The organism is Mycobacterium sp. 1465703.0, assembly GCF_001672975.1.
GTDB lineage: Bacteria > Actinomycetota > Actinomycetes > Mycobacteriales > Mycobacteriaceae > Mycobacterium.
Genome location: NZ_LZKU01000172.1, coordinates 1 through 19988, shown reverse-complemented (window position 1 = coordinate 19988; position 19988 = coordinate 1). Strand labels below are relative to the sequence as shown.

The 19988-nt window shown below is 64.2% G+C and carries 20 protein-coding genes; 8 read left to right on the top strand and 12 right to left on the bottom strand.

The annotated features are described in order from the left end of the window. Positions 1 to 2: 2 nt before the first annotated feature. From A5625_RS15565 to A5625_RS15550, 4 genes are read right to left on the bottom strand one after another with little or no spacing between them, the layout of a single operon-like run. Complete coding sequence (locus tag A5625_RS15565; protein WP_066995391.1) at positions 3 to 833, bottom strand: amidohydrolase family protein; 831 nt, start codon at positions 831 to 833, stop codon at positions 3 to 5. Further along, on the bottom strand, positions 830 to 2455 hold the full coding sequence (locus A5625_RS15560) for an acyl-CoA synthetase (protein ID WP_066995382.1): 1626 nt from the start codon (positions 2453 to 2455) through the stop codon (positions 830 to 832). The genes A5625_RS15565 and A5625_RS15560 overlap by 4 nt, the downstream gene beginning before the upstream one ends. A gap of 22 nt (positions 2456 to 2477) precedes the next feature. Further along, positions 2478 to 3680 (bottom strand): amidohydrolase family protein, encoded by a 1203-nt coding sequence (locus A5625_RS15555; protein ID WP_066995424.1) that lies wholly within the window; start codon positions 3678 to 3680, stop codon positions 2478 to 2480. Between the two features lie 30 nt (positions 3681 to 3710). Continuing rightward, entirely contained in the window at positions 3711 to 4556 is an 846-nt protein-coding gene (locus tag A5625_RS15550) for an enoyl-CoA hydratase (RefSeq protein ID WP_066995376.1), read from the bottom strand. A 342-nt stretch (positions 4557 to 4898) separates the two neighbouring features. Between A5625_RS15550 and A5625_RS15545 the strand changes: the two genes are divergently transcribed. Then, a complete protein-coding gene (locus A5625_RS15545) occupies positions 4899 to 5138 on the top strand; it encodes a general stress protein CsbD (protein WP_066995375.1) in 240 nt (79 codons plus the stop codon). Between the two features lie 61 nt (positions 5139 to 5199). Here the strand turns inward: A5625_RS15545 and A5625_RS15540 are convergent, their stop codons facing one another. Together A5625_RS15540 and A5625_RS15535 are read right to left on the bottom strand one after the other, a co-directional pair. Then, positions 5200 to 6216 carry a dihydrodipicolinate synthase family protein gene (locus A5625_RS15540; protein ID WP_066995374.1) on the bottom strand — a complete coding sequence of 339 codons (1017 nt, stop codon included), beginning with the start codon at positions 6214 to 6216 and terminating at the stop codon, positions 5200 to 5202. A gap of 43 nt (positions 6217 to 6259) precedes the next feature. Then, positions 6260 to 7057 carry an SDR family NAD(P)-dependent oxidoreductase gene (locus A5625_RS15535; protein WP_066995373.1) on the bottom strand — a complete coding sequence of 266 codons (798 nt, stop codon included), beginning with the start codon at positions 7055 to 7057 and terminating at the stop codon, positions 6260 to 6262. A 192-nt stretch (positions 7058 to 7249) separates the two neighbouring features. Between A5625_RS15535 and A5625_RS15530 the strand changes: the two genes are divergently transcribed. After that, the gene (locus A5625_RS15530; protein ID WP_066995365.1) at positions 7250 to 8056 is read left to right on the top strand and encodes a TetR/AcrR family transcriptional regulator; all 807 of its coding nucleotides are present in this window, start codon (positions 7250 to 7252) and stop codon (positions 8054 to 8056) included. A gap of 18 nt (positions 8057 to 8074) precedes the next feature. Here A5625_RS15530 and A5625_RS15525 read toward each other — a convergent pair whose 3' ends face one another. After that, positions 8075 to 8983 (bottom strand): enoyl-CoA hydratase/isomerase family protein, encoded by a 909-nt coding sequence (locus A5625_RS15525; protein ID WP_066995362.1) that lies wholly within the window; start codon positions 8981 to 8983, stop codon positions 8075 to 8077. Further along, the gene (locus A5625_RS15520; RefSeq protein WP_066995360.1) at positions 8980 to 9675 is read right to left on the bottom strand and encodes a hypothetical protein; all 696 of its coding nucleotides are present in this window, start codon (positions 9673 to 9675) and stop codon (positions 8980 to 8982) included. The genes A5625_RS15525 and A5625_RS15520 overlap by 4 nt, the downstream gene beginning before the upstream one ends. 120 nt (positions 9676 to 9795) lie before the next feature. On the opposite strand from A5625_RS15520, the gene A5625_RS15515 reads away from it, so the two are divergent. The 6 genes from A5625_RS15515 to A5625_RS15490 are packed head-to-tail and all read left to right on the top strand — an operon-like array spanning position 9796 to position 16791. After that, positions 9796 to 10617 (top strand): enoyl-CoA hydratase/isomerase family protein, encoded by an 822-nt coding sequence (locus A5625_RS15515; protein WP_066995358.1) that lies wholly within the window; start codon positions 9796 to 9798, stop codon positions 10615 to 10617. A gap of 21 nt (positions 10618 to 10638) precedes the next feature. Then, positions 10639 to 11451 carry an enoyl-CoA hydratase/isomerase family protein gene (locus tag A5625_RS15510; RefSeq protein WP_066995356.1) on the top strand — a complete coding sequence of 271 codons (813 nt, stop codon included), beginning with the start codon at positions 10639 to 10641 and terminating at the stop codon, positions 11449 to 11451. Continuing rightward, positions 11442 to 12236 (top strand): enoyl-CoA hydratase/isomerase family protein, encoded by a 795-nt coding sequence (locus tag A5625_RS15505; RefSeq protein ID WP_066995353.1) that lies wholly within the window; start codon positions 11442 to 11444, stop codon positions 12234 to 12236. Before A5625_RS15510 ends, A5625_RS15505 begins: the two co-directional genes overlap by 10 nt. After that, positions 12236 to 13705, top strand: a complete 1470-nt coding sequence (locus A5625_RS15500) for a class I adenylate-forming enzyme family protein (protein ID WP_066995350.1) — start codon at positions 12236 to 12238, stop codon at positions 13703 to 13705. Before A5625_RS15505 ends, A5625_RS15500 begins: the two co-directional genes overlap by 1 nt. Next, entirely contained in the window at positions 13695 to 15251 is a 1557-nt protein-coding gene (locus A5625_RS15495) for a class I adenylate-forming enzyme family protein (RefSeq protein ID WP_066995347.1), read from the top strand. The genes A5625_RS15500 and A5625_RS15495 overlap by 11 nt, the downstream gene beginning before the upstream one ends. Then, positions 15244 to 16791, top strand: a complete 1548-nt coding sequence (locus A5625_RS15490) for a class I adenylate-forming enzyme family protein (protein WP_066995343.1) — start codon at positions 15244 to 15246, stop codon at positions 16789 to 16791. The genes A5625_RS15495 and A5625_RS15490 overlap by 8 nt, the downstream gene beginning before the upstream one ends. Here A5625_RS15490 and A5625_RS15485 read toward each other — a convergent pair. From A5625_RS15485 to A5625_RS15470, 4 genes are all read right to left on the bottom strand, one after another. After that, positions 16767 to 17129 carry a hypothetical protein gene (locus A5625_RS15485; protein ID WP_156748269.1) on the bottom strand — a complete coding sequence of 121 codons (363 nt, stop codon included), beginning with the start codon at positions 17127 to 17129 and terminating at the stop codon, positions 16767 to 16769. The two genes, A5625_RS15490 and A5625_RS15485, sit on opposite strands and share 25 nt — an antisense overlap. 85 nt (positions 17130 to 17214) lie before the next feature. After that, positions 17215 to 17907: a GntR family transcriptional regulator gene (locus A5625_RS15480; protein WP_066995337.1), complete on the bottom strand. Its 693-nt coding sequence runs from the start codon at positions 17905 to 17907 to the stop codon at positions 17215 to 17217. 4 nt (positions 17908 to 17911) lie between these two features. Next, the gene (locus A5625_RS15475; RefSeq protein ID WP_066995334.1) at positions 17912 to 19105 is read right to left on the bottom strand and encodes an acyl-CoA dehydrogenase family protein; all 1194 of its coding nucleotides are present in this window, start codon (positions 19103 to 19105) and stop codon (positions 17912 to 17914) included. 24 nt (positions 19106 to 19129) lie between these two features. After that, positions 19130 to 19988 (bottom strand): CoA transferase (locus A5625_RS15470; RefSeq protein WP_066995329.1); only part of this gene is annotated, 859 nt, incomplete at its 5' end.

The window sequence follows — 19988 nt, the reverse complement described above, 5'->3', positions numbered from 1 at the left end:
GCTCAGCCTTTCTCCTGGCCGCCGAAAAAGAATTCGTGTGCGTTGTTGTAGAGGTAGTTCTCGAGCACGTCATCGGGCAGATCCAACCCCGCGGCTTCCGGAACGACGCGGTGCATTTTCAGTACGGGCCAGTCCGAAGCGAAGATCACCTTGTTCGGACCGCGGGTCCGCATGAAGTGCAACAGGCTCTCCGGCAGCCGCTTCGGCGACCACGCCGACGTCATCAACCGCAAATTGGCGTATTTGATCAACAGCCTGATTGCGAGGTCCCACCACGGGTCCGCGCCGTGAATCATGCACAGCTTCAGTTCCGGAAAACGCACGCAGACCCGATCGAGGTGGATCGGGTTCTGCACCTCTCCGGGGATGGGAGGCCCCGGGATTCCGGTATTGATACACAGCGGCAGCTCGAGCTCGGCGCACTTGGTGTAGAGCGGGTAGTAGACGGCGTCGCTCGGCGGGTACTGTCCGTCGCCCCAAAAGCTTGGCCCCACAGCGGCATAGGCGACGGGCAGGTCGCTGACGACGGAAGCCAGTTCCCGCAGGGACGGTATCGGCCGCAGCAGGTTCACCCCACCCATGGCCAGCGCGAAACGCTCGGGCTTCTCCTCGACGAACTTGCGCGCGGTCACCGACGGCTTGGCGATGTTGTCCATCAGGATGGCTTTGCGCACGCCCTGGGCATCCATCTCATCGAGCAGCTCCGACATCTCGACCGGCTCGAACATGGACTGCGGGCCCTTGAAATAGTCGTCACGCACCTTGAGCATCCAGGTCGGCTGCTTCTCGGTCTCACCGAAGTGCACGTTGACCAGGCAATCGATAGCTTTCATGTCGACATCGGTGCCTTTGCTGTTGCGTAACGTTTCGCCCAACGGTAATCGGCCTTGCCGTTGCCCAGGCGCTGGACGTGCTCGACGAACAAAAAGTCCTTAGGCGCCTTGAACCGCGCCAGTTTCGACGTGCAGAGCGTGTGCAGCTCCTCGGCCGTCGCCGCGGCACCATGCCGGAGTTCGACGAGCGCGACGAGTTCTTCGCCCCAGCGATCGCTGGGCCGACCGACGACCAACGCGTCGGCGATCGCCGGGTGGGCGCGCAGCACCTCTTCGACTTCCTCGACGAAGACTTTCTCGCCGCCGGTGTTGACCACCAACGAATCGCGACCGAACAACCGCAGGGCTCCGTCGGGTTCCAGTGCGGCACGGTCGCCGGAGATCACCACCCGCTTGCCGTCGATCTCGGGGAACGTTTTGCGGGTGGCGTCGGGATCATTGAAGTAGCCCAACGGTATTCGCCCTTCCCGCGCAACCCACCCCACCTCGGCCTCGCCGGGGGAAAGGAAGTGGCTGTAGTCCTCGGAAAGAACCAATCCGCCTTCACGCAGTGTGAACGTATCGGTCTGGGTACCGCGCCGGCTGTGGCCGAAGCCCATGTTCCCGGTCTCCGATGAGCCGTAACCGTTGATCAGCGTGATCTGGGGTAACAACTCCAGCAGGGCTTGCTGGTACTTCGGATTGGTTGCGGCGCCGCCGGTGCCGATGGCGTACAGCGACGACAGGTCGTAGGAACCGCCCTGCAACTGGGCCACCAGTGGTGCGGCGTAGGCGTCCCCGACCATGGTCATCATGCCGACCTTCTCACGCTCGGCCGTTTCCCAGACGACGTGCGGGTCAAGCCTTTTCGAGGTGTCGTAGAGCACCACGGGCGTACCGGCCATGACCGCCGCGAACGCAGTCCACATGCCGGCCGCGTGCATCAACGGCGAGACCGCGAACCACGGCGCCCCGGCGTTGCCGCGCACCTTGTCGTGGATCTCCTGTGCGCAGGCGTGGTCCGCCCCGACCATCGACGACACGTAGATGTCGGACTGTCGCCACAGCACACCCTTGGGCCGACCGGTCGTGCCGCCGGTGCAGATCATCAGCAGATCGTCCGGGGATGCCGTCACGGTGTGCTCGTTATCCCCTTGCGCCAGTGCGTCATCCAACGACATCGCGCCGGGCAGTTCCGGAACGCCGCTTGCATCGTCAACCGACAGCAGCAGGTCAACGCCGGCATGTGTCAACACGTCGGCGAATTTCGCCCCCAGCCCCCGGTGATAGATGACGGCTCGGGGTTTTACGTAGTCGAGCAGTTCGCCGACCTCGCCCGGTGTGTAGTAGTAGTTGATGTTCACCGGTACGGTCCGGGCTTTGAGGCAGCCGATGACCATGTCCGGATACAGATCGTTGTGCATGATCAGCGCCACCCGGTCCTGCCCGCATTCCCAGTTCTGCAGGGTTTCGCGTTCCCGGTGCGCGCCCAGTCGCCGCCTTACCAGGAAGTTGGCCAGCCGACGGGTGCGCTCCGCGCATTCGCCAAAGGTGCTGCGGCGGCTGCCGCAGACCGTCATGGTCCGCTCGGGTATGACAGCGGCGATTTCGTCGAGAACCGCCCCAATGGTCCATTCGCTCACGGGCGTAGCCGGCCTCGGTTACTCACGCAGCCGAGCCGACTTGCACGCCAAGAAGATCTAGAGCGTTGTCCCGCATGATCTTTCGGACGTCGGACTCACTGAAGCCTTTCAGCTCCTCGACGAACGACACCGGCGATTCGAGGCCTTCTCCGTGCGGCCAGTCGGAACCGAACAGGATCTTGTCGACGCCGATGGCTTCGGCAAGCTCCGCCAAGTCGTCCTCGTAGTACGGCGCGATCCACACGTTGTTGCGCAACTGCTCCACCGGGTCTTCCGGGAAATACCGGGGTTGGGTGTTTGCCGCCTTCTTCAGGCGCTTGATCAGCCGATGCACGAAGTAGGAGCCGTTCTCGATGCTGACCGCCTTGAGTTTCGGATGACGGGTGAACACGCCGTGCACGATCATCGAGGCCATCGTGTCGTGAATGGCACGATCGTCGAGGAGCACCTGATCCAGCGGATCCTTGGCACCGAAGCCCTCGAAGGTGGCCTTGCCGCCCCACGCCGCCGCGATGTGCAGATAGCCGCTGTCGGACAGGTGGAATCCCACCGGCACCCCCGCCTCGGCCAGCCGGGCCCACACGGGGTCGTGGCTCGGATCGCCCAGCGACCGCGGCTTGACCAGGCCGGGCACCGGCGCGGGCCGCACCAGCACCAACTTGGCGCCGCGCGCCAACACGAACTCGACCTCTTCGACGGCCATGGCCGGGTCGGCCAGCGAAATGATCGGCGCGGCAATGATTCGGCGATCGGGCCGGTCGAAGCCCCAGTCCTCGTCGAGCCACAGATTGAACGCATGCACCGACGCCATCGTCGCCTCGATGTCGTGTTTGAGCGCCTCCTCGACCCCGCATCCGAAGGTCGGCAGCATGAACACCGTCTCGATGTCCTGGGTGTCCATCACCGTGATCCGGGCATCGCGGTTCTGATACTCAGGATGGTCCGCCAACCGTTCGACCTTCATCAGCGAGGCCGGGTCGACGCCTTCGGGAATCTCGCCGCGGAACAACAGGTCGAGGCAGCCCGGCACGATGATCGGGTCGAAGGTGGGGTTGGGGATGAAGTGGTTGACGCGATCCCCGATCACGGCCCACGTCCGCTTGCCCTCATTGACCATCTGGACGCCGCGCCGTTTGAACTTTTTGTCCAGGTGGCGGGTGAACGAGTCCAGCGGCTCGTAGTAGTGATTGTCAACGTCGATCGCCTGGTAACCCAAGTCAGCCATGATCATCCTTTCCGCCATTACCGGCGAACACTAAGCGTCGGTCGAATCGAGCGATGGAAATTGCGGCGGCCGCTTCTCGAGAAAACTCGTGATGCCCTCGATCACATCCGGGCGCGGCATGGCCTCGTGCAACAAAACCTCGGCGAGCGAATTGGCCTGTTCGACGTCGCGGGTCGCGTCGCCGTAGACCTGCCTCTTGATCACCGCCATGGACGCCGGGGAGCAATTCGTTGCGATGTCCTCGGCGTAGTCCAGGGCACGCTTCATCAGACTGTCCGGAGCGACAACCTCTTTCACGAGGCCCAGCTCGGCCGCCTCCTCGGCGAGGAAGGTCCGCCCGCTCAGCAACAGATCGAGAGCCACGCCCCAGTTGGTCAGCCGCGGCAGTATCCAGGAAATGCCGAACTCCGCGATCAGGCCGCGGCGGGCGAACACGGCTCCGAACTTCGCGCCGGCGGCGGCGAACCGGACATCGCACATCAGCGCCTGGGTCAAGCCGATGCCGACACACGCACCGTTGATGGCCGCGATGACGGGCTTGCGCAGCGTCGTGACGAAGTGGGGCGGGCGCTCCCCGACCAGCTCGGCCAGGTTGGTCTGACCCGCCTTCTCCATCGTCTCGCCGTAGCTGGGTGCCGAACTCGGCGCGCCCAGATACGCGCCCGCACAAAACCCCCGGCCCCGGCCGGTCAACACGATGGCCCGGACGGCGGGGTCCTGCTCGGCGCGGTCGATCGCCGCGTAGAACCCGGCGGCGATGTCGGGGCCCCAGGCGTTGAGGCGATCGGGGCGATTGAACGTCAGAATTGCCACACCGGTTTCAGTGGTCTCATACAGCACCGCCTCATCGGTGACCACACGGTCGGCGGCGCTCATCGGACTGTCCCCTCATAGCTGACTAACAGGCGAGTTTGTACCCATACTGTATACCTATCGGTACCGCATTCCACAACCGGCGTCAGTCGGGTGTGAAACCCCGACCAATCTGCGATTTCACGCGCCAAACCGTCGCTTCACCCACCCCCGGATCGACGGCCCGCGGACAACGAATTTGACGGCGCCGTAACCGAACGCCGGCAACTCATTTTCGGCACACAAACCCCCGTCGACGTGGCAAGACTTAATTCTTGTGGCGTGGGACACGCTGGAGGCACGTTTGCACCGCCCGCGCGATCGGGAAACCCAACAGAAGCCAGCCGACAATGGGAGGTAGTTGCAATGGTTGACGTCAAAAGCGGCCCGATCGAACTCGTTCGAGGCATCGTCGAAGATGCCCTCGGAAAGACCAAGCAGGTCATCGGGATCATCATCGGCAATGACGGCCTGATCGACGAGGGCAAGGCTCAGCAGGACAAGGCGGAAGCCCAGCGCAATGCTGGAAAGAAGGAAGCCGCTGCTGAGAAGGCTCGCGGTAAGGCCAAGGCCTACGAACAGCGTGAGCGGGCCGAGCAGAAATAGACGGCACGCTAATCGAGCGGGCCCGGTCGCTGACCGGGCCCGCTTCGCTGTGTAATTCCTTCTACTGCAACACGGTTTCGAGTAGGCCCAGGCGCTTATAAGCGTTCTCGATCTGGGCCTTCGCCTCGGCGGGCAGCTCGGCCTGCGGGGGGCGGGAATGCGGATATGCCCCGATGGGCAGGCCGAGCAGCGACGCGGCGTACTTGAACGCGCCGCCCCAGTGCGTGAAGTAATCCGCTCGCCCCGGATAGCACGTCCACCAGGATCCGATGTCGAGATCGAACTGGTCCAGCCCGGACTCGCGGCCGTAGTCCATGGCCTCCACGAGCTTGTCGCTGCGCACCAGATCCCAGTATTCGGAAAACAAACGCCGCGTGGGTGTTTCGAAAAGATAACCCGAGGTGCCCAATTGCGCCGGGCAGACGATCCCGTCGCGCAGCCAGCCGGCCCGGTACACCGTCTTGTCACATTCCCACACCGCCAGGCCGGGGGCCAGTTCATGCAGCATCCGGCTGCATGCCGGCCGGAACGCACCCTCCTTGGTGGCGCACACCGCGGGAACCTCGTTATAGATCCGGGCACTTTCGGCCGGTGTCAGCACATAACCCGACGAAGGCGAATTGAACATGCCCAACGCGATATCCGTTCGCGCCGCCACGTATTGAAAGAAACGCAGCACGCCGTCGCCGCCGTGCGCCTCCATCATCGGCGTTTGGATGTAGGCGATATCGGCGCCCGCCTGCTGGGCGTGCAGCGTCAAGTCCACGCACTCCTTCGCCGACATGGCCGCCGTGCAGGCCTGCACCACCACGTGGGGATTGATGCTGCGCGCCTCCTCGACCGCCACCTCCAGCAGGCGTTTGCGCTCGTCGAGAGTCAGCGACCAGAACTCGGCGATTCCGCTGGTGCACCACAACATCGGATGTCCGAGATCGCCCACGCAGTAGCGCACCAGCGTCCGGTAGGCGTCCCAGTCGATGTCATCGCCATCGGTGCCGCAGAACGGGGTGTAGAGGGAGTCACCGATCCCCCGCAATGCGCCGGGCGCCCACGCTCGCGCCTCTGCTGCCGTAGCCATGGTCGACTCCTTTTGTCTGCCAATCGATTTCTTCGGCCTGTAATCAGGTGAAGTCTGAACCGCCATCGACGTTGATGTTCGCTCCGGTCATATACGAGTTGCGTCGCGATGCCAGGAACGCGGCGACGGGGCCGATTTCGTCAGGCAGGCCGGCACGGGGCAGGTGTGCAGGATGACCGAAATGCTTGGCGATGGCCTTCATCAGGGCGTAGGGGTCGTTGCCGTCGACCCCCACCGAATCACCCCAACCGACCAAGGCTTCCGACGCGATGCTGCCGGGCGACAGCACGTTCACCAGGATTTCGTCCTTGGCCAGCAGCAGGGAGAGGTTCTTCGAAACGCTGGTGAGCATCGACTTCGCCGCCGTGTAGGCGGGCAGCATGATGCTTTGTCGCTGAGTCGAGTGCGCCGAGAAGTTGACGATCCGGGCCCATTGCGCCTTGCGCAGCAGCGGAAGCGCCGCGCGGACGCAGCGCACCATGCCCAGCACGCCGTCTTCGACAGACTGGCGCCACTGGTCGTCGGTCAGATCTTCGAATGTGCCCGCGGCGCCCGGACCCACGGTGATGACCAGAGCGTTGAGTTCGCCGCCCCATCGCTGAGCGAGCTCATCAAACACCTGGCCGACCGCGCCGTCATCCCCGATGTCGGCCGCCAGTCCGACCGCGTCCGGGCTACCGCGTTGGGTGAGATCGGTCACCGCGGCATCGAGGGCGTCGCGGCTACGTCCCACCACCGCGACCCGGGCGCCCTCGTCGGCAAAGCAGCGTGCCGTCGCCAATCCCATACCGCGGCTACCGCCGACTACGACCGCAGTGGCATTCGCCAGTCCTAGATCCATTGCGTAATCCGTAGCTCTAGTCCGGTCATTTCTGCCTGTCCAGCCGGTTTACCAAAAAGCCTACGATAGGTATTACAGTAGCAGAGGAAGAATACGATACGTAGGCGTATACGCAGGTCAGAAGAGAAGTGCCGGTAAATTCAACTGTACCGGCAGCACGGCCGCCGGACCGAATGCCCGAAACGGATTTTGATGGAGGTGCCCGTAGTGGCAAAACAGGCAACCGCCGATAAGCGCCAACGACGCGAGCGCGGGTCCATCAATCCTGATGACATCATCAGCGGCGCATTCGAACTCGCGGAGCAGGTGTCGATCGACAACTTGAGCATGCCGCTGCTCGGCAAACATCTCGGCGTCGGTGTGACAAGCATCTACTGGTACTTCCGCAAGAAGGACGACCTACTCAACGCGATGACCGACCGCGCGCTGAGCAAGTACGTGTTCGCCACTCCCTACGTCGAGGCCAGCGACTGGCGCGAGACCCTGCGCAACCACGCCCGCTTGATGCGTAAGACCTTCATGGGCAATCCAATTCTGTGCGACCTGATTTTGATTCGGGCGGCCCTGAGTCCGAAAGCGGCGCGGATGGGCGCTCAGGAGATGGAGAAGGCCGTTGCCAATCTGGTGGAGGCCGGCCTATCACCCGAGGACGCGTTCGACACCTATTCGGCGGTTTCGGTCCACGTTCGCGGATCAGTGGTACTGCAACGGCTGTACGAGAAGAATCAGTCGTCGGACGTCGGACCCCGAGCGATCGAGGATGCGGTGGCGATCGACCCGGAGAAGACCCCGCTCCTTGCGCAAGTGACCCGGATCGGTCATCGCATCGGGGCGCCCGATGAAACCAATTTCGAGTACGGGCTCACCTGCATTCTCGATCACGCCAGCCGGCTGATCGACGAGAGCCGCGGATCGAAAAGCAGCAAGTCGGCGCCAGCACGGCAGCGCAGACCTGCCAAGTCGTCCGGGTCCCGGACCAAGGCCGCAGCCGCCCGCTAGGCCCCGCCAAACCCCTTGTCAGGCCTCGGGTTCCGGAACGTGGAAGTGCTCGTCGCGTAACCGGAATGCTTCCCTGGCGCCATGCTGCGCACGGGTCTTGACGAAATTGAATTCGCCCGGCCCGAATTGCAGATTGGTGCCGAAAGCGTGGAACAGATAACTGGCGACCTCTTCACCCTGGTATGCCTGGCTCTGCTCGACCAGCCGGAACGCCTCCTTGGCGATGACAACGCCGTCGGCGGGCATCTTCGCCGCCTTCTCGGCCCAATATCGGGCCCGGCCGGTGACCGCGCCGGGATCGCAAGTGTCGGTGAAGATTCCGAGGTTTTCAACGTCACCCGCCTCGATGATGTCGCCGGTCAACAGCAGCCGCCGGGCCAGCACCGGCCCGAGCCGATGGAAAAACATGTGCAAGCTGCCCAGTGCGGGACCCAGGAAACGCGTTGCCGGCATGCCGATCTTGGTGTCACGCGCGATGACCGAGATGTCGGTCATCAACGCCATCTCGAAGCCGCCGCCGAGAGCGTAACCGGCGATCTCCCCCACCGTCACCTTCGGGAATCCCATGAAATTGTGATAGAAGCCAAAGGATTTGCGGTCCACGGCAAGTCGCCGACGCTGACTTGGGCGGCGTTTGGCGGCCGCGTCGTCGCCGGCTTCCTGATTCTGTCGAGCAGACGAGCCATACCACCCATAGGCATTGTTCATGTCGGCTCCGGTGGAAAAGACTCCCTCGGCGCCGCGCAGTAGCACCACCGTGAGGTCATCGTCTTCGGCCACCTGATCCAGACAACGGGCCACAGCCTCACGCATCGCCGCGTCATAGGAGTTCCGCTGTTTGGGATTATTCAGCGTGATGGTCGCGATGCGCCGGTCGGGATCGATGTCGAAGAGCACGCGATCATCAGAGGTGCTCGAGGCGGTCATCTATCGGACTCCTTTCGGCGCCTGCCGAATCGCGATCCGGCAAGCTTCTCCGGCCGCGACGCCAACGTGTTGACTTCGCCGGTGCACAGGACTTCGTCGTCGAGCAACAACCGTGCGGTCGAGGTGATGCCGCGTTCGCCCTGGGAACGAGCGATGTCGAATCGCAGCTCGGTCAACACCGGTGTCGGTCGACGGAAGGTCACCACCAGGGATCGGGTTTTGCCGGAAAGGCCGGTGACGCAATTGTGGTGCTGAATGACACAGTCGAAGAAGACCCCCAGAAATCCGCCATGCACCAATCCCGGCGGGCCTTCGTATATCAACGGGAATTCAACTCTCCCGCTGGCTTTCTCGGGATCCAGTCGGTCGAATCGGTACTCGGGAAAGCACGGGTTGTACGCACCGATATCGGTGGCGTGGTTGAGGTAGACGCGTCGGGGATCGTCGGGCATCTCGCCGATGCGCGGCGCGTTGTCTGCCGGTGCCGCGGCAGCCAGTTCGCGTTCCCACTCGGCGAACTTCTCCAGCATGGCGTCGACGGCGCGGTGCGGATGCTCGAGGGATACCAGCAGCGAGCTGAGCCGGCGCATGGCGGCCGCGGCCGCCACGGTTTGGGCGAGCGGCGCCTCCCCGAATCTCGCGTCGCTGTCGCGCGTCGACGCGGGTGTGGCATGCCCTTCCGACAAGGCCATGATCCTCGCTTTCACCCCGTTGTTCCGCAGCCAGCGTATCCTTGCTAACTTATACAGCGTATCAATCGTATTGCCTACTGTATGGGTAACCGTATCGGCGGAGAAAGGCCGGATTCGACGGTGAGTCAGGGGGCCGACACGGCCGGTGCCGAGGGTTCGGTGACAGTGCACCGGGACGGTGCGGTGTTACTGGTGACGCTCGACCGTCCTTCCCGGCGTAATTCGTTGACGCAGTTGATGATCGCGGCGTTGGTCGACTCATTGACTGCTGCGGCCGCCGACGATTCGCTGCGAGCCGTTCACCTCCGGGGCGCCGGTGATGACTTCTGCGCCGGCGCCGACTGGGTGGCTGCCAACAATCCCGGTGGGCAGCGTCCCCGCACCGGTGATCTGGTGCGCCGGATCCCCCACGCCGCCCACCGGGTGATCGAGCTCATCGCAACCATCCAGCTGCCGGTGGTGTGCAGCGTGCGCGGCTGGGCGGTGGGATTCGGCTGCAGCCTGGCACTGGCCGCGGACTTCACCGTGGCCGCCGACGATGCGGTGTTCTGGGAGCCCTTCATCGATCGCGGATTCAGCCCGGACTCGGGATCCACCTGGCTGCTGCCCCGTCTCGTCGGCCTGGCACGGGCCAGGCGAATGCTGCTGCTCGGCGAGAAGGTGAGCGCGCCGGATGCGGCCGACTGGGGATTGATTCACCAAGCGGTCAGCGGCTCCGACCTCGACCCGGCCGCTGAGGGGTTGGTGGGCCGGCTGGCCTCCGGACCGACCGCCGCGATTGGGCTGACCAAACAGGCGCTGAACTTCGGCCAGCACGCAACATTGAGCCAATCGCTGACCCAAGAGCTCTTCAACTTGGAATTATCGTGCCGGACAAAAGATTTCAAGGAAGGCCTGGAGGCTTTTCGGCAGCGACGCGCGCCGAAGTTCGATGGCCGATGACCCGGTGTGAAGGGATGAGATATGCCAACTGATTCGTTCGACACGATCAAGTACGAGGTCGACGGGCACACCGCGACCATCACCCTGAACCGCCCGGACGCGCTCAACGCGCTCAGCCCGCACATGATCACCGAACTTCGGGCTGCCTACGACGAAGCCGAAAACGACGACAACGTCTGGCTGACCATTGTCACCGGCACCGGCCGCGCCTTCTGTACCGGCGCCGATGTCAAAGAAATTCCCGAAGACGGCAAGGTGATCTACGAGCGGCCGTACCTGTCGACGTACGACCAGTGGGAGGCGCCGCAGGAGGGTACGCCTCCGTTTCGCACCATGGCCAAGCCGGTGTTGACCGCTGTGAACGGAATCTGCTGTGGCGCCGGCATGGATTGGGTCACTATCACCGACATCGTCATCGCATCCGAACAGGCGACCTTCTTCGATCCGCACGTCAGCATCGGCCTGGTGGCAGGCCGCGAGTTGGTGCGGGTATCTCGGGTGTTGCCCCGCTCGATCGCGTTGCGGATGGCCTTGATGGGCAAGCATGAGCGGATGGGCGCACAACGCGCCTACGACCTCGGATTGATCAGCGAGATCGTCGAGCACGACCGCCTGCTGGAGCGCGCGCACGAGATCGCCGACATCGTCAATTCCAATGCGCCGCTGGCAGTCCGTGGCACACGCCTGGCGATTCTCAAGGGCCTCAATGTGCCGCTGCACGAGGCTGAGATGCTCGCCGAAACCTTCCGCGAGCGTGTGCTGCGTACCGAGGACGCGCAGGAAGGCCCCAAGGCCTTCGTCGAGAAACGCAAACCGAATTGGCAATGCCGATGACCTTCGAAACCATCCTGCTCGACGTCGACGCGAGCGACCACGTCGCCACCATCACGCTGAATCGTCCCGAGCAGCTCAACGCGTTCAACCGCACCATGTGTGAGGAAATGGCCCGCGCATGGCGCATGGTCAAACTCGACGAGTCGGTGCATGCCGTGGTGTTGCGTGCCACCGGCGACCGCGCGTTCAGCGCCGGGCTGGACATCAAGACGCCATACGGGCAGCCCGAAAACATCTGGAACCACGAGGATCCCGGTGAAGCGCTGAGCCCGAAGTGGCAGAAGATGTGGAAGCCGGTGGTATGCGCGGTACAGGGTATGTGCACGGCGGGCGCGTTCTATTTCATCAACGAGTCCGACGTTGTCATCTGCTCCGAAGACGCCACATTCTTCGACTCCCACGTGTCGGCCGGCTTGGTGTGCGCGTTGGAACCGATCGGCCTGATGCGCCGCATCGGCCTGGGCGAAACTCTGCGGATTGCTTTGATGGGCAACGACGAACGGGTCAGCGCAGATACCGCCCTGCGGATTGGCTTGGTCTCCGAGGTCGTCGCCGCCGACCAGCTCTGGAGCCGCGCCCATGCGATTGCGGCGACCATCGCCGCCAAGCCGCCGACCGCAACCGCGGGCACAGTGAAAGCGATTTGGGAATCGTTGGACAAGCCGTATCGCGCCGCTTTGGAACAGGGCCTCATCTACACCCGGCTGGGAAACCCACTGGGAACAGCGGAGCTGGCCGCTCAGCACGAATCCGAGGTTCCCGCGCGCAAACCAAAGATCCGCTGATGTCGCGTCACCCATTGGTCCGACGCATCGCCGACGTGCTCGACCTCGCGCCGCAATCGCCGGCTATCGAGTTCAAGGGTCAATGGAATTCCTGGGCTCAGCTCGGCGCAATGGCACAACGCATCGCCGCCGTTACCGGCGGAGCCGAAGTCGGGATGCTGTTGCGCAACCGGCCCGGTCAGGTGGCGGCATTTCTGGGCGTGCTGCTGGGCGGTGGAACGGTCGTGGTCATCAACCCGTCCCGGGGCGATGAGCGCACCACGGCCGACATTGCGGGACTGCGGCTTCCGGTGATCGTCGGCGAGCGTGCAGACTTGACGTCGCTGGTGGCAGCGAGCACTCCCACGGTCGCGATTTCGGAGGTGTTAGACGGCGTCGAGGTATCCGGGCCGCGGGTAAGCCAGGCCGGCCCGCCGTCCGATGTGGCGGTACGCATGTTGACCAGCGGCACGACGGGTCCGCCCAAGCGAATCGATCTGAGCTACGACATGCTGGCCCGCAGTGTGATGGGCGCTGAGCCCGACCGCTCGCCGGCGCCCACCGAGCTGCGCCGCGGCGTGGCGATCGTGAACTCGCCGCTGGTGCATATCGGCGGGGTTTTCCGCGTGCTGCAATGCATCGCCGAGGCAAGACCATTCGTATTGCTGGAGCGATTCGAGCTCAACGCATGGATTGATGCGGTGCGCAAACACCGGCCCCGGGCGGTATCGCTGGTACCGGCCGCCCTGCGAACCGTACTGCACTCCGATGTTTCGCGCGCCGATTTGGAAAGTGTTCGGGCGGTCACCTGCGGGACGGCACCGCTGTCGGCCGAGGATGCCGATGCCTTCACCGAGAAGTACGGCGTTCCGGTCCTGACCTCCTATGCGGCAACAGAATTCGGTGGCGGGGTGGCGGGCTGGACGCTGCCCGACCATCAGCGATACTGGAAAACCAAGCGGGGCAGCGTCGGTCGGGCAAATCCGGGTGCTCAGCTCAGGGTGGTCGGCGACGATGGAATACCGTTGGGCCCGGATGAAGTCGGCCTGCTCGAGGTCAAGCCCGGTCAGCTGGGGCCGACCGCGCAATGGATGCGGACCACGGATATGGCCCGCATCGACGCCGACGGTTTCCTCTGGATCGTCGGGCGCGCCGACCAGGCCATAATCCGCGGCGGGTTCAAGGTGATGCCCGAGGACGTTCGGGCCGCGCTGGAGAGCCACCCCGCTGTGGCCGGTGCGGCCGTCATCGCCCGGCCAGACGAGCGACTCGGCGAGACGCCGGTCGCCATGGTTGAGCTACGCGAGCAGGCCTCAACCGACAGCGACCGGCTGGTTGAGTATCTACGAGAGCGACTGGCTCGCTATGAGATACCGACCGAAATCGCGATCGTCGACACCATTCCCCGCACTCCGTCGGGGAAGGCCGATCTCGGCGCGATCCAGAGCTTCTTCGGCGAGCCCGCAGCGCAGCGCGACCATGCCCGGTGATGCGCTGACGGTCGCCGAGATCATGCGGCATCAAGCCCGCGTGCGCGGTGACCATCCGCTTCTGGTCTGCGATAGCGACCGGCTCAGCTACGCCGAAGCCGACTCCCGGTCGGCGGAGCTTGCCCGCGGACTGATTGCCCTCGGTGCCGGCAAGGGAACCCATGTGGGCCTGCTCTACCCGAACGGACCCGAGTTCGTGGTGGGGATGCTGGCGACGGCACGAATCGGGGCCGTGGTGATCCCGTTCTCCACCTTCGTTACCGCTCGCGAATTGGGTGAGCAGCTGACCCACAGCGATGTCCAGATATTGTTGACTGCTCGGTCCTTCCGTTCCCACGACTATGTGCAACGCCTACGCGAGGTGCTTGGCGAGGCCGATTTCGGATCCCAATTACTTTGTGCCGCAGCACCGCAATTGCGCCATATTGCGGTCACGCACGAGACGCTGTACCGACGACCGGGCAGCGTGGTGATGGCGTTGGAAAAAGATGTCGCACCATGTGATCCGCTGGCCATCGTGTACACGTCGGGTTCCACCAGCGCCCCGAAAGGAGTGCTGCACACCCACGGTTCGCTGCTCGGGCATCAGCGAAATCTCAATCGCATCCGGGGTTTGACGGCCGATGACAAGCTGTTCTGCAATTCGCCGTTCTTCTGGATCGGCGGGCTCGCCTTCGGCCTGCTCGCCACCTTGGTGGCCGGATCCACCTTGGTGTGTTCCAACGCCACCGATGCCGGGGCAACGCTGGACCTGCTGGAAGCCGAAAGGCCAACCATCACCAACGGATTCAGCGCAGCGGTCGCACACCTGGCCGACCATCCGAGTTTTGCCGCACGTGACCTGTCGTCGATTCGGCGGGGCAACCTCTATCCGATCATGGCCGTCGGAGCGCGGCCCGCCGACCCGGAACTGCGCCACAACATGCTGGGCATGACCGAGGCCGGCAGCGTATTGCTGATAGCCGATGACGAATCAGACCAACCCGAACACCGCCGCGGCTCGTTCGGCAAGGCGGCACCGGGATTTGAAACCAAGGTCGTCGATCCCGACACGGCGGCCGTCGTGCGTGTCGGCGAAGTCGGCGAACTGTGCATCCGCGGTCCGTACTTGATGCAGCGGTACTACAAACGCAGTCGCGAGGAGTGCTTCGATGCCGACGGCTGGTTCCACACGGCCGATCTGGTGCGGACCGACGACGACGGATTCTTTTATTTCGCCGGACGCATGGGTGCGATGATCAAAACGGCGGGCGCCAATGTGTCAGCGGCCGAGGTCGAACAGGCCATCGGTAGGGCCACCGGCGGGATGGTGGCGTACGTCATCGGCGTCCCGGATGCGCGGCGCGGTCAGGTCGTCGCCGCGGCCGTGGTGCAGCCGGACGACTCGGATGGCTTGGATGCGGCGGCGCTGCGCGAACGGCTCAAAGCCGAACTGTCCACCTATAAGATCCCCAAGCGGTTCGTTGCACTGCGCCGCGCCGATGTGCCGCTGCTGTCCAGCGGCAAGGTCGACATGCGGCGACTCAGGGAGCTGTTCGATGCCTAACACCATCGATGCGCTGGTACGGTCGCGGGCCGCGCAATACGGTTCCAAGCCGATGGTGGTCGACCCGTCCTCACGCGTCAGCTATCACGAACTCGACAGCGCCACAAGGGAAATGGCCGCCATCTTCGTGGAGTCCGGCGTCGGCAAGGGCACCCGGGTAGGGCTGATCATGCCGAACAGCACCCGCTGGGTGCAGGTAGCCGTCGCCCTGACCCGCATCGGCGCGGTGCTGGTTCCGCTGAGCACCTTGCTGACGGCTGCAGAGCTGGCCGCACAGCTGCGGGCGGCTTCCGTGCAATTCTTGATCAGCGTCGAGGAATTCCGCGGCCACCGCTACCTCGACGACCTTCAGGCGGCGGGGCAACCCGAGCTCCCTGCGCTACGCCAGGTTTGGCCCATGGACCGGCTCGAAAACGCCTGCGCGAGCGAGCAGGCCCGCGACATCGTCGACCCCATGACAGCAACGGTCACGACCGCCGACCTGCTGGTCATCACGTTCACCTCGGGTAGCAGTGGATCCCCCAAGGGAGTCATGCATTCCCACGGCAGCGCGTTGGGCGCCGTGCAATCGGGCCTGGCGGCGCGTTGCATCACGGCAGATACCCGCCTGTATCTGCCGATGCCTTTTTTCTGGGTGGGCGGGTTTGGCAGCGGAATACTGACCACGCTGTTGGCCGGTGCCACTCTGGTTACCGAGGAAATACCGCGGCCGGAAACCACCCTGCGGCTGCTGGAAAGCGAACGCGTCACGCTGTTTCGGGGCTGGCCGGACCAAGCCGAGACGTTGGCGCGGCACGCCAGCGCGGTCGGCGCTGACCTCTCGGCCTTGCAGCCGGGAAGCCTGCAGGCGCTGCTTCCGCCCGAGCAACGCGCACGGCCCGGGGCGCGGGCGGCGTTGTTCGGCATGACCGAGTCGTTCGGACCGTATTGCGGCTACCCCGCCGACACCGACATGCCCGCCTCGGCGTGGGGCAGCTGTGGAAAGCCCTTTCCCGGAATGGAAGTCCGCATTCTCGACGCGGAAGGCGGTGCGCCCCTCCCGACCGGCAGTGCCGGAATGATCGCGATTCGGGGACCGCACACGCTGCGGGGCATCTGCGGGCGCAGCCGCGAGGACCTCTTCACCGCCGACGGCTTCTATCCCACCGGTGACCTCGGCTACCTCGACGACGATGGATTCCTCTTCTATCACGGACGATCCGACGACATGTTCAAAGTCAGCGGCGCGACCGTCTACCCCAGCGAGGTCGAGCGCGCGCTGCGCGCGATCGACGGAATCGACAACGCCTTTGTCACCAATGTGCCGAGCACCGCGGGCGAACAGGTGGGCGCGGCGGTGGTGCGTGGCGATCGCGCACTGACTGCCGAGCGGCTGCGCGGCTGTGCCCGAGGCCTGCTCAGTGCCTTCAAGGTTCCGACGGTGTGGCTGCTGCTGGATTCCGACGACGACGTTCCGCGCGGCGGCACCGGAAAGGTCGACATCCGCCGGCTGCGGGAGATGTTGGTGGACCAGGCTCAGGGGACCCGTGTCCACGGCTGACAGTTCTGCGACTCGAACGCCTTAATCGTTGTGTTGATGTTCGCGAACATCGGACCGACCGACATATTGGTTTGCACCACATGATCTTTGCTCGCATCGGGTGTGCTGTAGGTGAGCCAGGCGCACATCGAGTCCTGGGTCGGGACATTGTTTATCCAGACCCCGAACGTCGACGCCGAACCGGCAGTTCGGTAAAGCCCGGGTGCGATGTCAGGTCCGACGACAAATACACCGGTGCCCGGTATCGGGTCGACCGGGTCGGCATTCACCGGTGCCGGGAAGGCGATTGCCGTCATGCACGCAAGGAACACGCTCGATCCGCGAAGTATTGGGGACACTCTTCCTCGCTCCGCTTTGTTGCCCCCTTGGGTTGCAGCGTATGCCTAGGCGTCGCGGGCAACAACAGATATCACCCGGGCCGCTTCACGAAGACAACGGACCGCCGGCGTCCGTCACCACTCCGCGCGCGACGAGGTGGTCGATCAACGGCACCGCCCCGGCGGCAAGATGTTCCGACATCGCCGCGCGTGCCAGATCGTCATCATGCTTCTTCAGCGCCGACAAGATCCGCCGATGATCCTTCATCGATTGCTCGGGCCAGCCCTCGATCGCGGGAAACACCGATTCGGGTGCGTAGCGGGTGATCTGCGACATCAGTTGTGCCAGCTTAGGCGAGTCGGCCGCGATGTTGATGGCCCGGTGAAATTCATGGTTCAGCCGCACGGTGTGCTCGTGCTCGTCGCCGGCGTAGGCATCTTCCAGCTGCGCCTGAATTTCCTTGAGCTCGTGGAGTTGGTCGTCGGTGATGTTGATCGCAGCGCGAGCGGCCAGCTCACCACCGACGTGCGCCTGCACATTGGCCACATCGGTGACATCGCGTCCGGTGACCGGCAACACCACGAAACCCCGACGCGGCTGCTGATCGATCAGGCCTTCGGCGCGCAGCGCGAACAGCGCCTCGCGCACGGGTGTGACGCTGATGCCCAACTCCGCGGCCAACTGGTCCAGCCGGATGTATGACCCAGCGGCATAGATGCCGTCGAATATCCGGCCGCGGATGATCCGCGCGACATCCTCGGAAAGTTGAGGCCGCGCAGCGAAATCCGGAACGCTCATGTCGTCACACCTGGTATTCGGCCAGCAGTCGCTTGCTGATGATGTTTTTCTGAATCTCGCTGGTGCCCTCACCGATCAGCAGGAACGGCGCGTCACGCATCAGCCGCTCGATCTCGTATTCCTTGGAATAGCCGTATCCTCCGTGGATCCGGAAGCTCTGCTGGGTGACCTCGGTGCAGTACTCGCTGCACAGATATTTGGCCATCCCGGCGGCGACGTCATTGCGTTCTCCCGAGTCCTTGAGCCGGGCGGCATTGACCATCATCAGGTGTGCGGCTTCGACTTTGGTCGCCATCTCGGCTAGCTGGAATGCGATCGCCTGGTGCTCGGCGATCGGCTTGCCGAACGTCTCGCGTTGTTGCGCGTAGCGCACCGCGAGCTCGAAAGCGCGAATTCCGACACCGCAGGCGCGCGCCGAGACGTTGACCCGGCCGACCTCGATGCCGTCCATCATCTGGAAGAAGCCCTGCCCCGTGGTGCCGCCGAGCACATCGTCGGCACTGGCCCGATAGCCGTCGAAAATCATCTCGGTCGTTTCAATGCCCTTGTAGCCCAGCTTGTCGATCTTGCCGGGGATATGTAGGCCGCCAACGACTTCGCCGAAGCCAACCGGCTTCTCGACGAGGAACGCGGTCAGGTTGCGGTGCGGTTTGTCCGAGCCCTCGTCGGTGCGCACCAATACCGCCACCAGCGTCGAGGTCGCGCCGTTGGTCAGCCACATCTTCTGACCATCGATGGTGTAGGTGCCGTCGTCATTGCGCCGGGCCCGGGTGCGGATCGCGGCCACATCGGAACCCAGCTCCGGCTCTGACATCGAGAAGGCGCCGCGGGTCTCGCCAACTGCCATCCGGGGCAGGAACCGCCGCTTCTGCTCGTCCGTGCCGTGCTGGCGCAGCATGTACGCCACGATGAAGTGGGTGTTGAGCACCCCGGACACGCTCATCCAGCCGCGCGCGAGCTCTTCGACGCACAGCGCATAGGTCAGCAGCGATTCGCCCAGGCCGCCGTACTCCTGGGGAATCATCAGCCCGAACAGGCCCATGTCACGCATCTGGTCGACGATGGCCTGCGGGTAGGTGTCGCCGCGTTCCAGTTCGGCCGCGTTGGGAATGACTTCCTTCTCGACGAATTGTCTTACGGTAGAGATGATCTCGGTTTGAAACTCAGACAGTCCGAGGGTCTGGGCGAGCTTGGTCATGCGCGGTGTTTCCCTTCCGGCTGCTCAGCAGGCGATGGTTTTGGCGTCCGCCAGGCGCTCGATCTCGGCGGCGGACAACCCCAAACGCATCAGGACGTCGGCGGTGTCTTGTCCCAATGCGGGTGCGGCGGTGCTGACCGGGTGAGTGCCGTCGAACGCGGCCGGCAGGCCCGGGGCGAAATAGTCGCCGAGGCCAGGCTGCCGCAATCGCGAGAACATTGGATTCGCAGTAACCTTCGGTCCGGCCGCGACCTCGGCGAAGGTGCGGTACCGCTCGAACAGCACCGTGGTCTTCGACAGCGCAGCGGTGATCTCGTCGGCGGTGTGATCGCTGAACCAGGTGGCGAACAGGCTCGACAGTACGTCGCGGTAGCGGTAGCGGTCGCCTTCGGACCCGAAGTCGACGCCCAGCGACTCGGCGAGCGCCGACACCGCGGCACCGGTCCCTGTCACCGCGAGCAGATCGCGAAAGTGCCGACCGGTCAACGTGACCACCATGAATCTGGCGCCGTCGCGGCTGGTGAAGTCCTGCCCGTATTGGCCGTAGATGGCGTTGCCCAGCCGTTCACGTTGTGTTCCATTGACTTGCGGTTCGGTCAGCAAGCCGAGATTCGCGGCGGTGGCCAGCGCGACGTCCTCCAACGCCAGGCTGACCCGTGCACCCGCCCCGGACTGTTCGCGGTGGCGGACGGCGGTGACGACGGCCAACGCGGCGTACAGTCCGCAGCACACATCCCAGGCCGGCAGTACATGATTGATCGCACCGGCATGATCGGCCGGGCCCGTGACGAGCGGATACCCGAGACCCGCGTTGACCGTGTAGTCCACTCCGGTGGAGCCGTCACCGCGCCCGAGTAACTGAACGTGAATGACGTCGGGACGG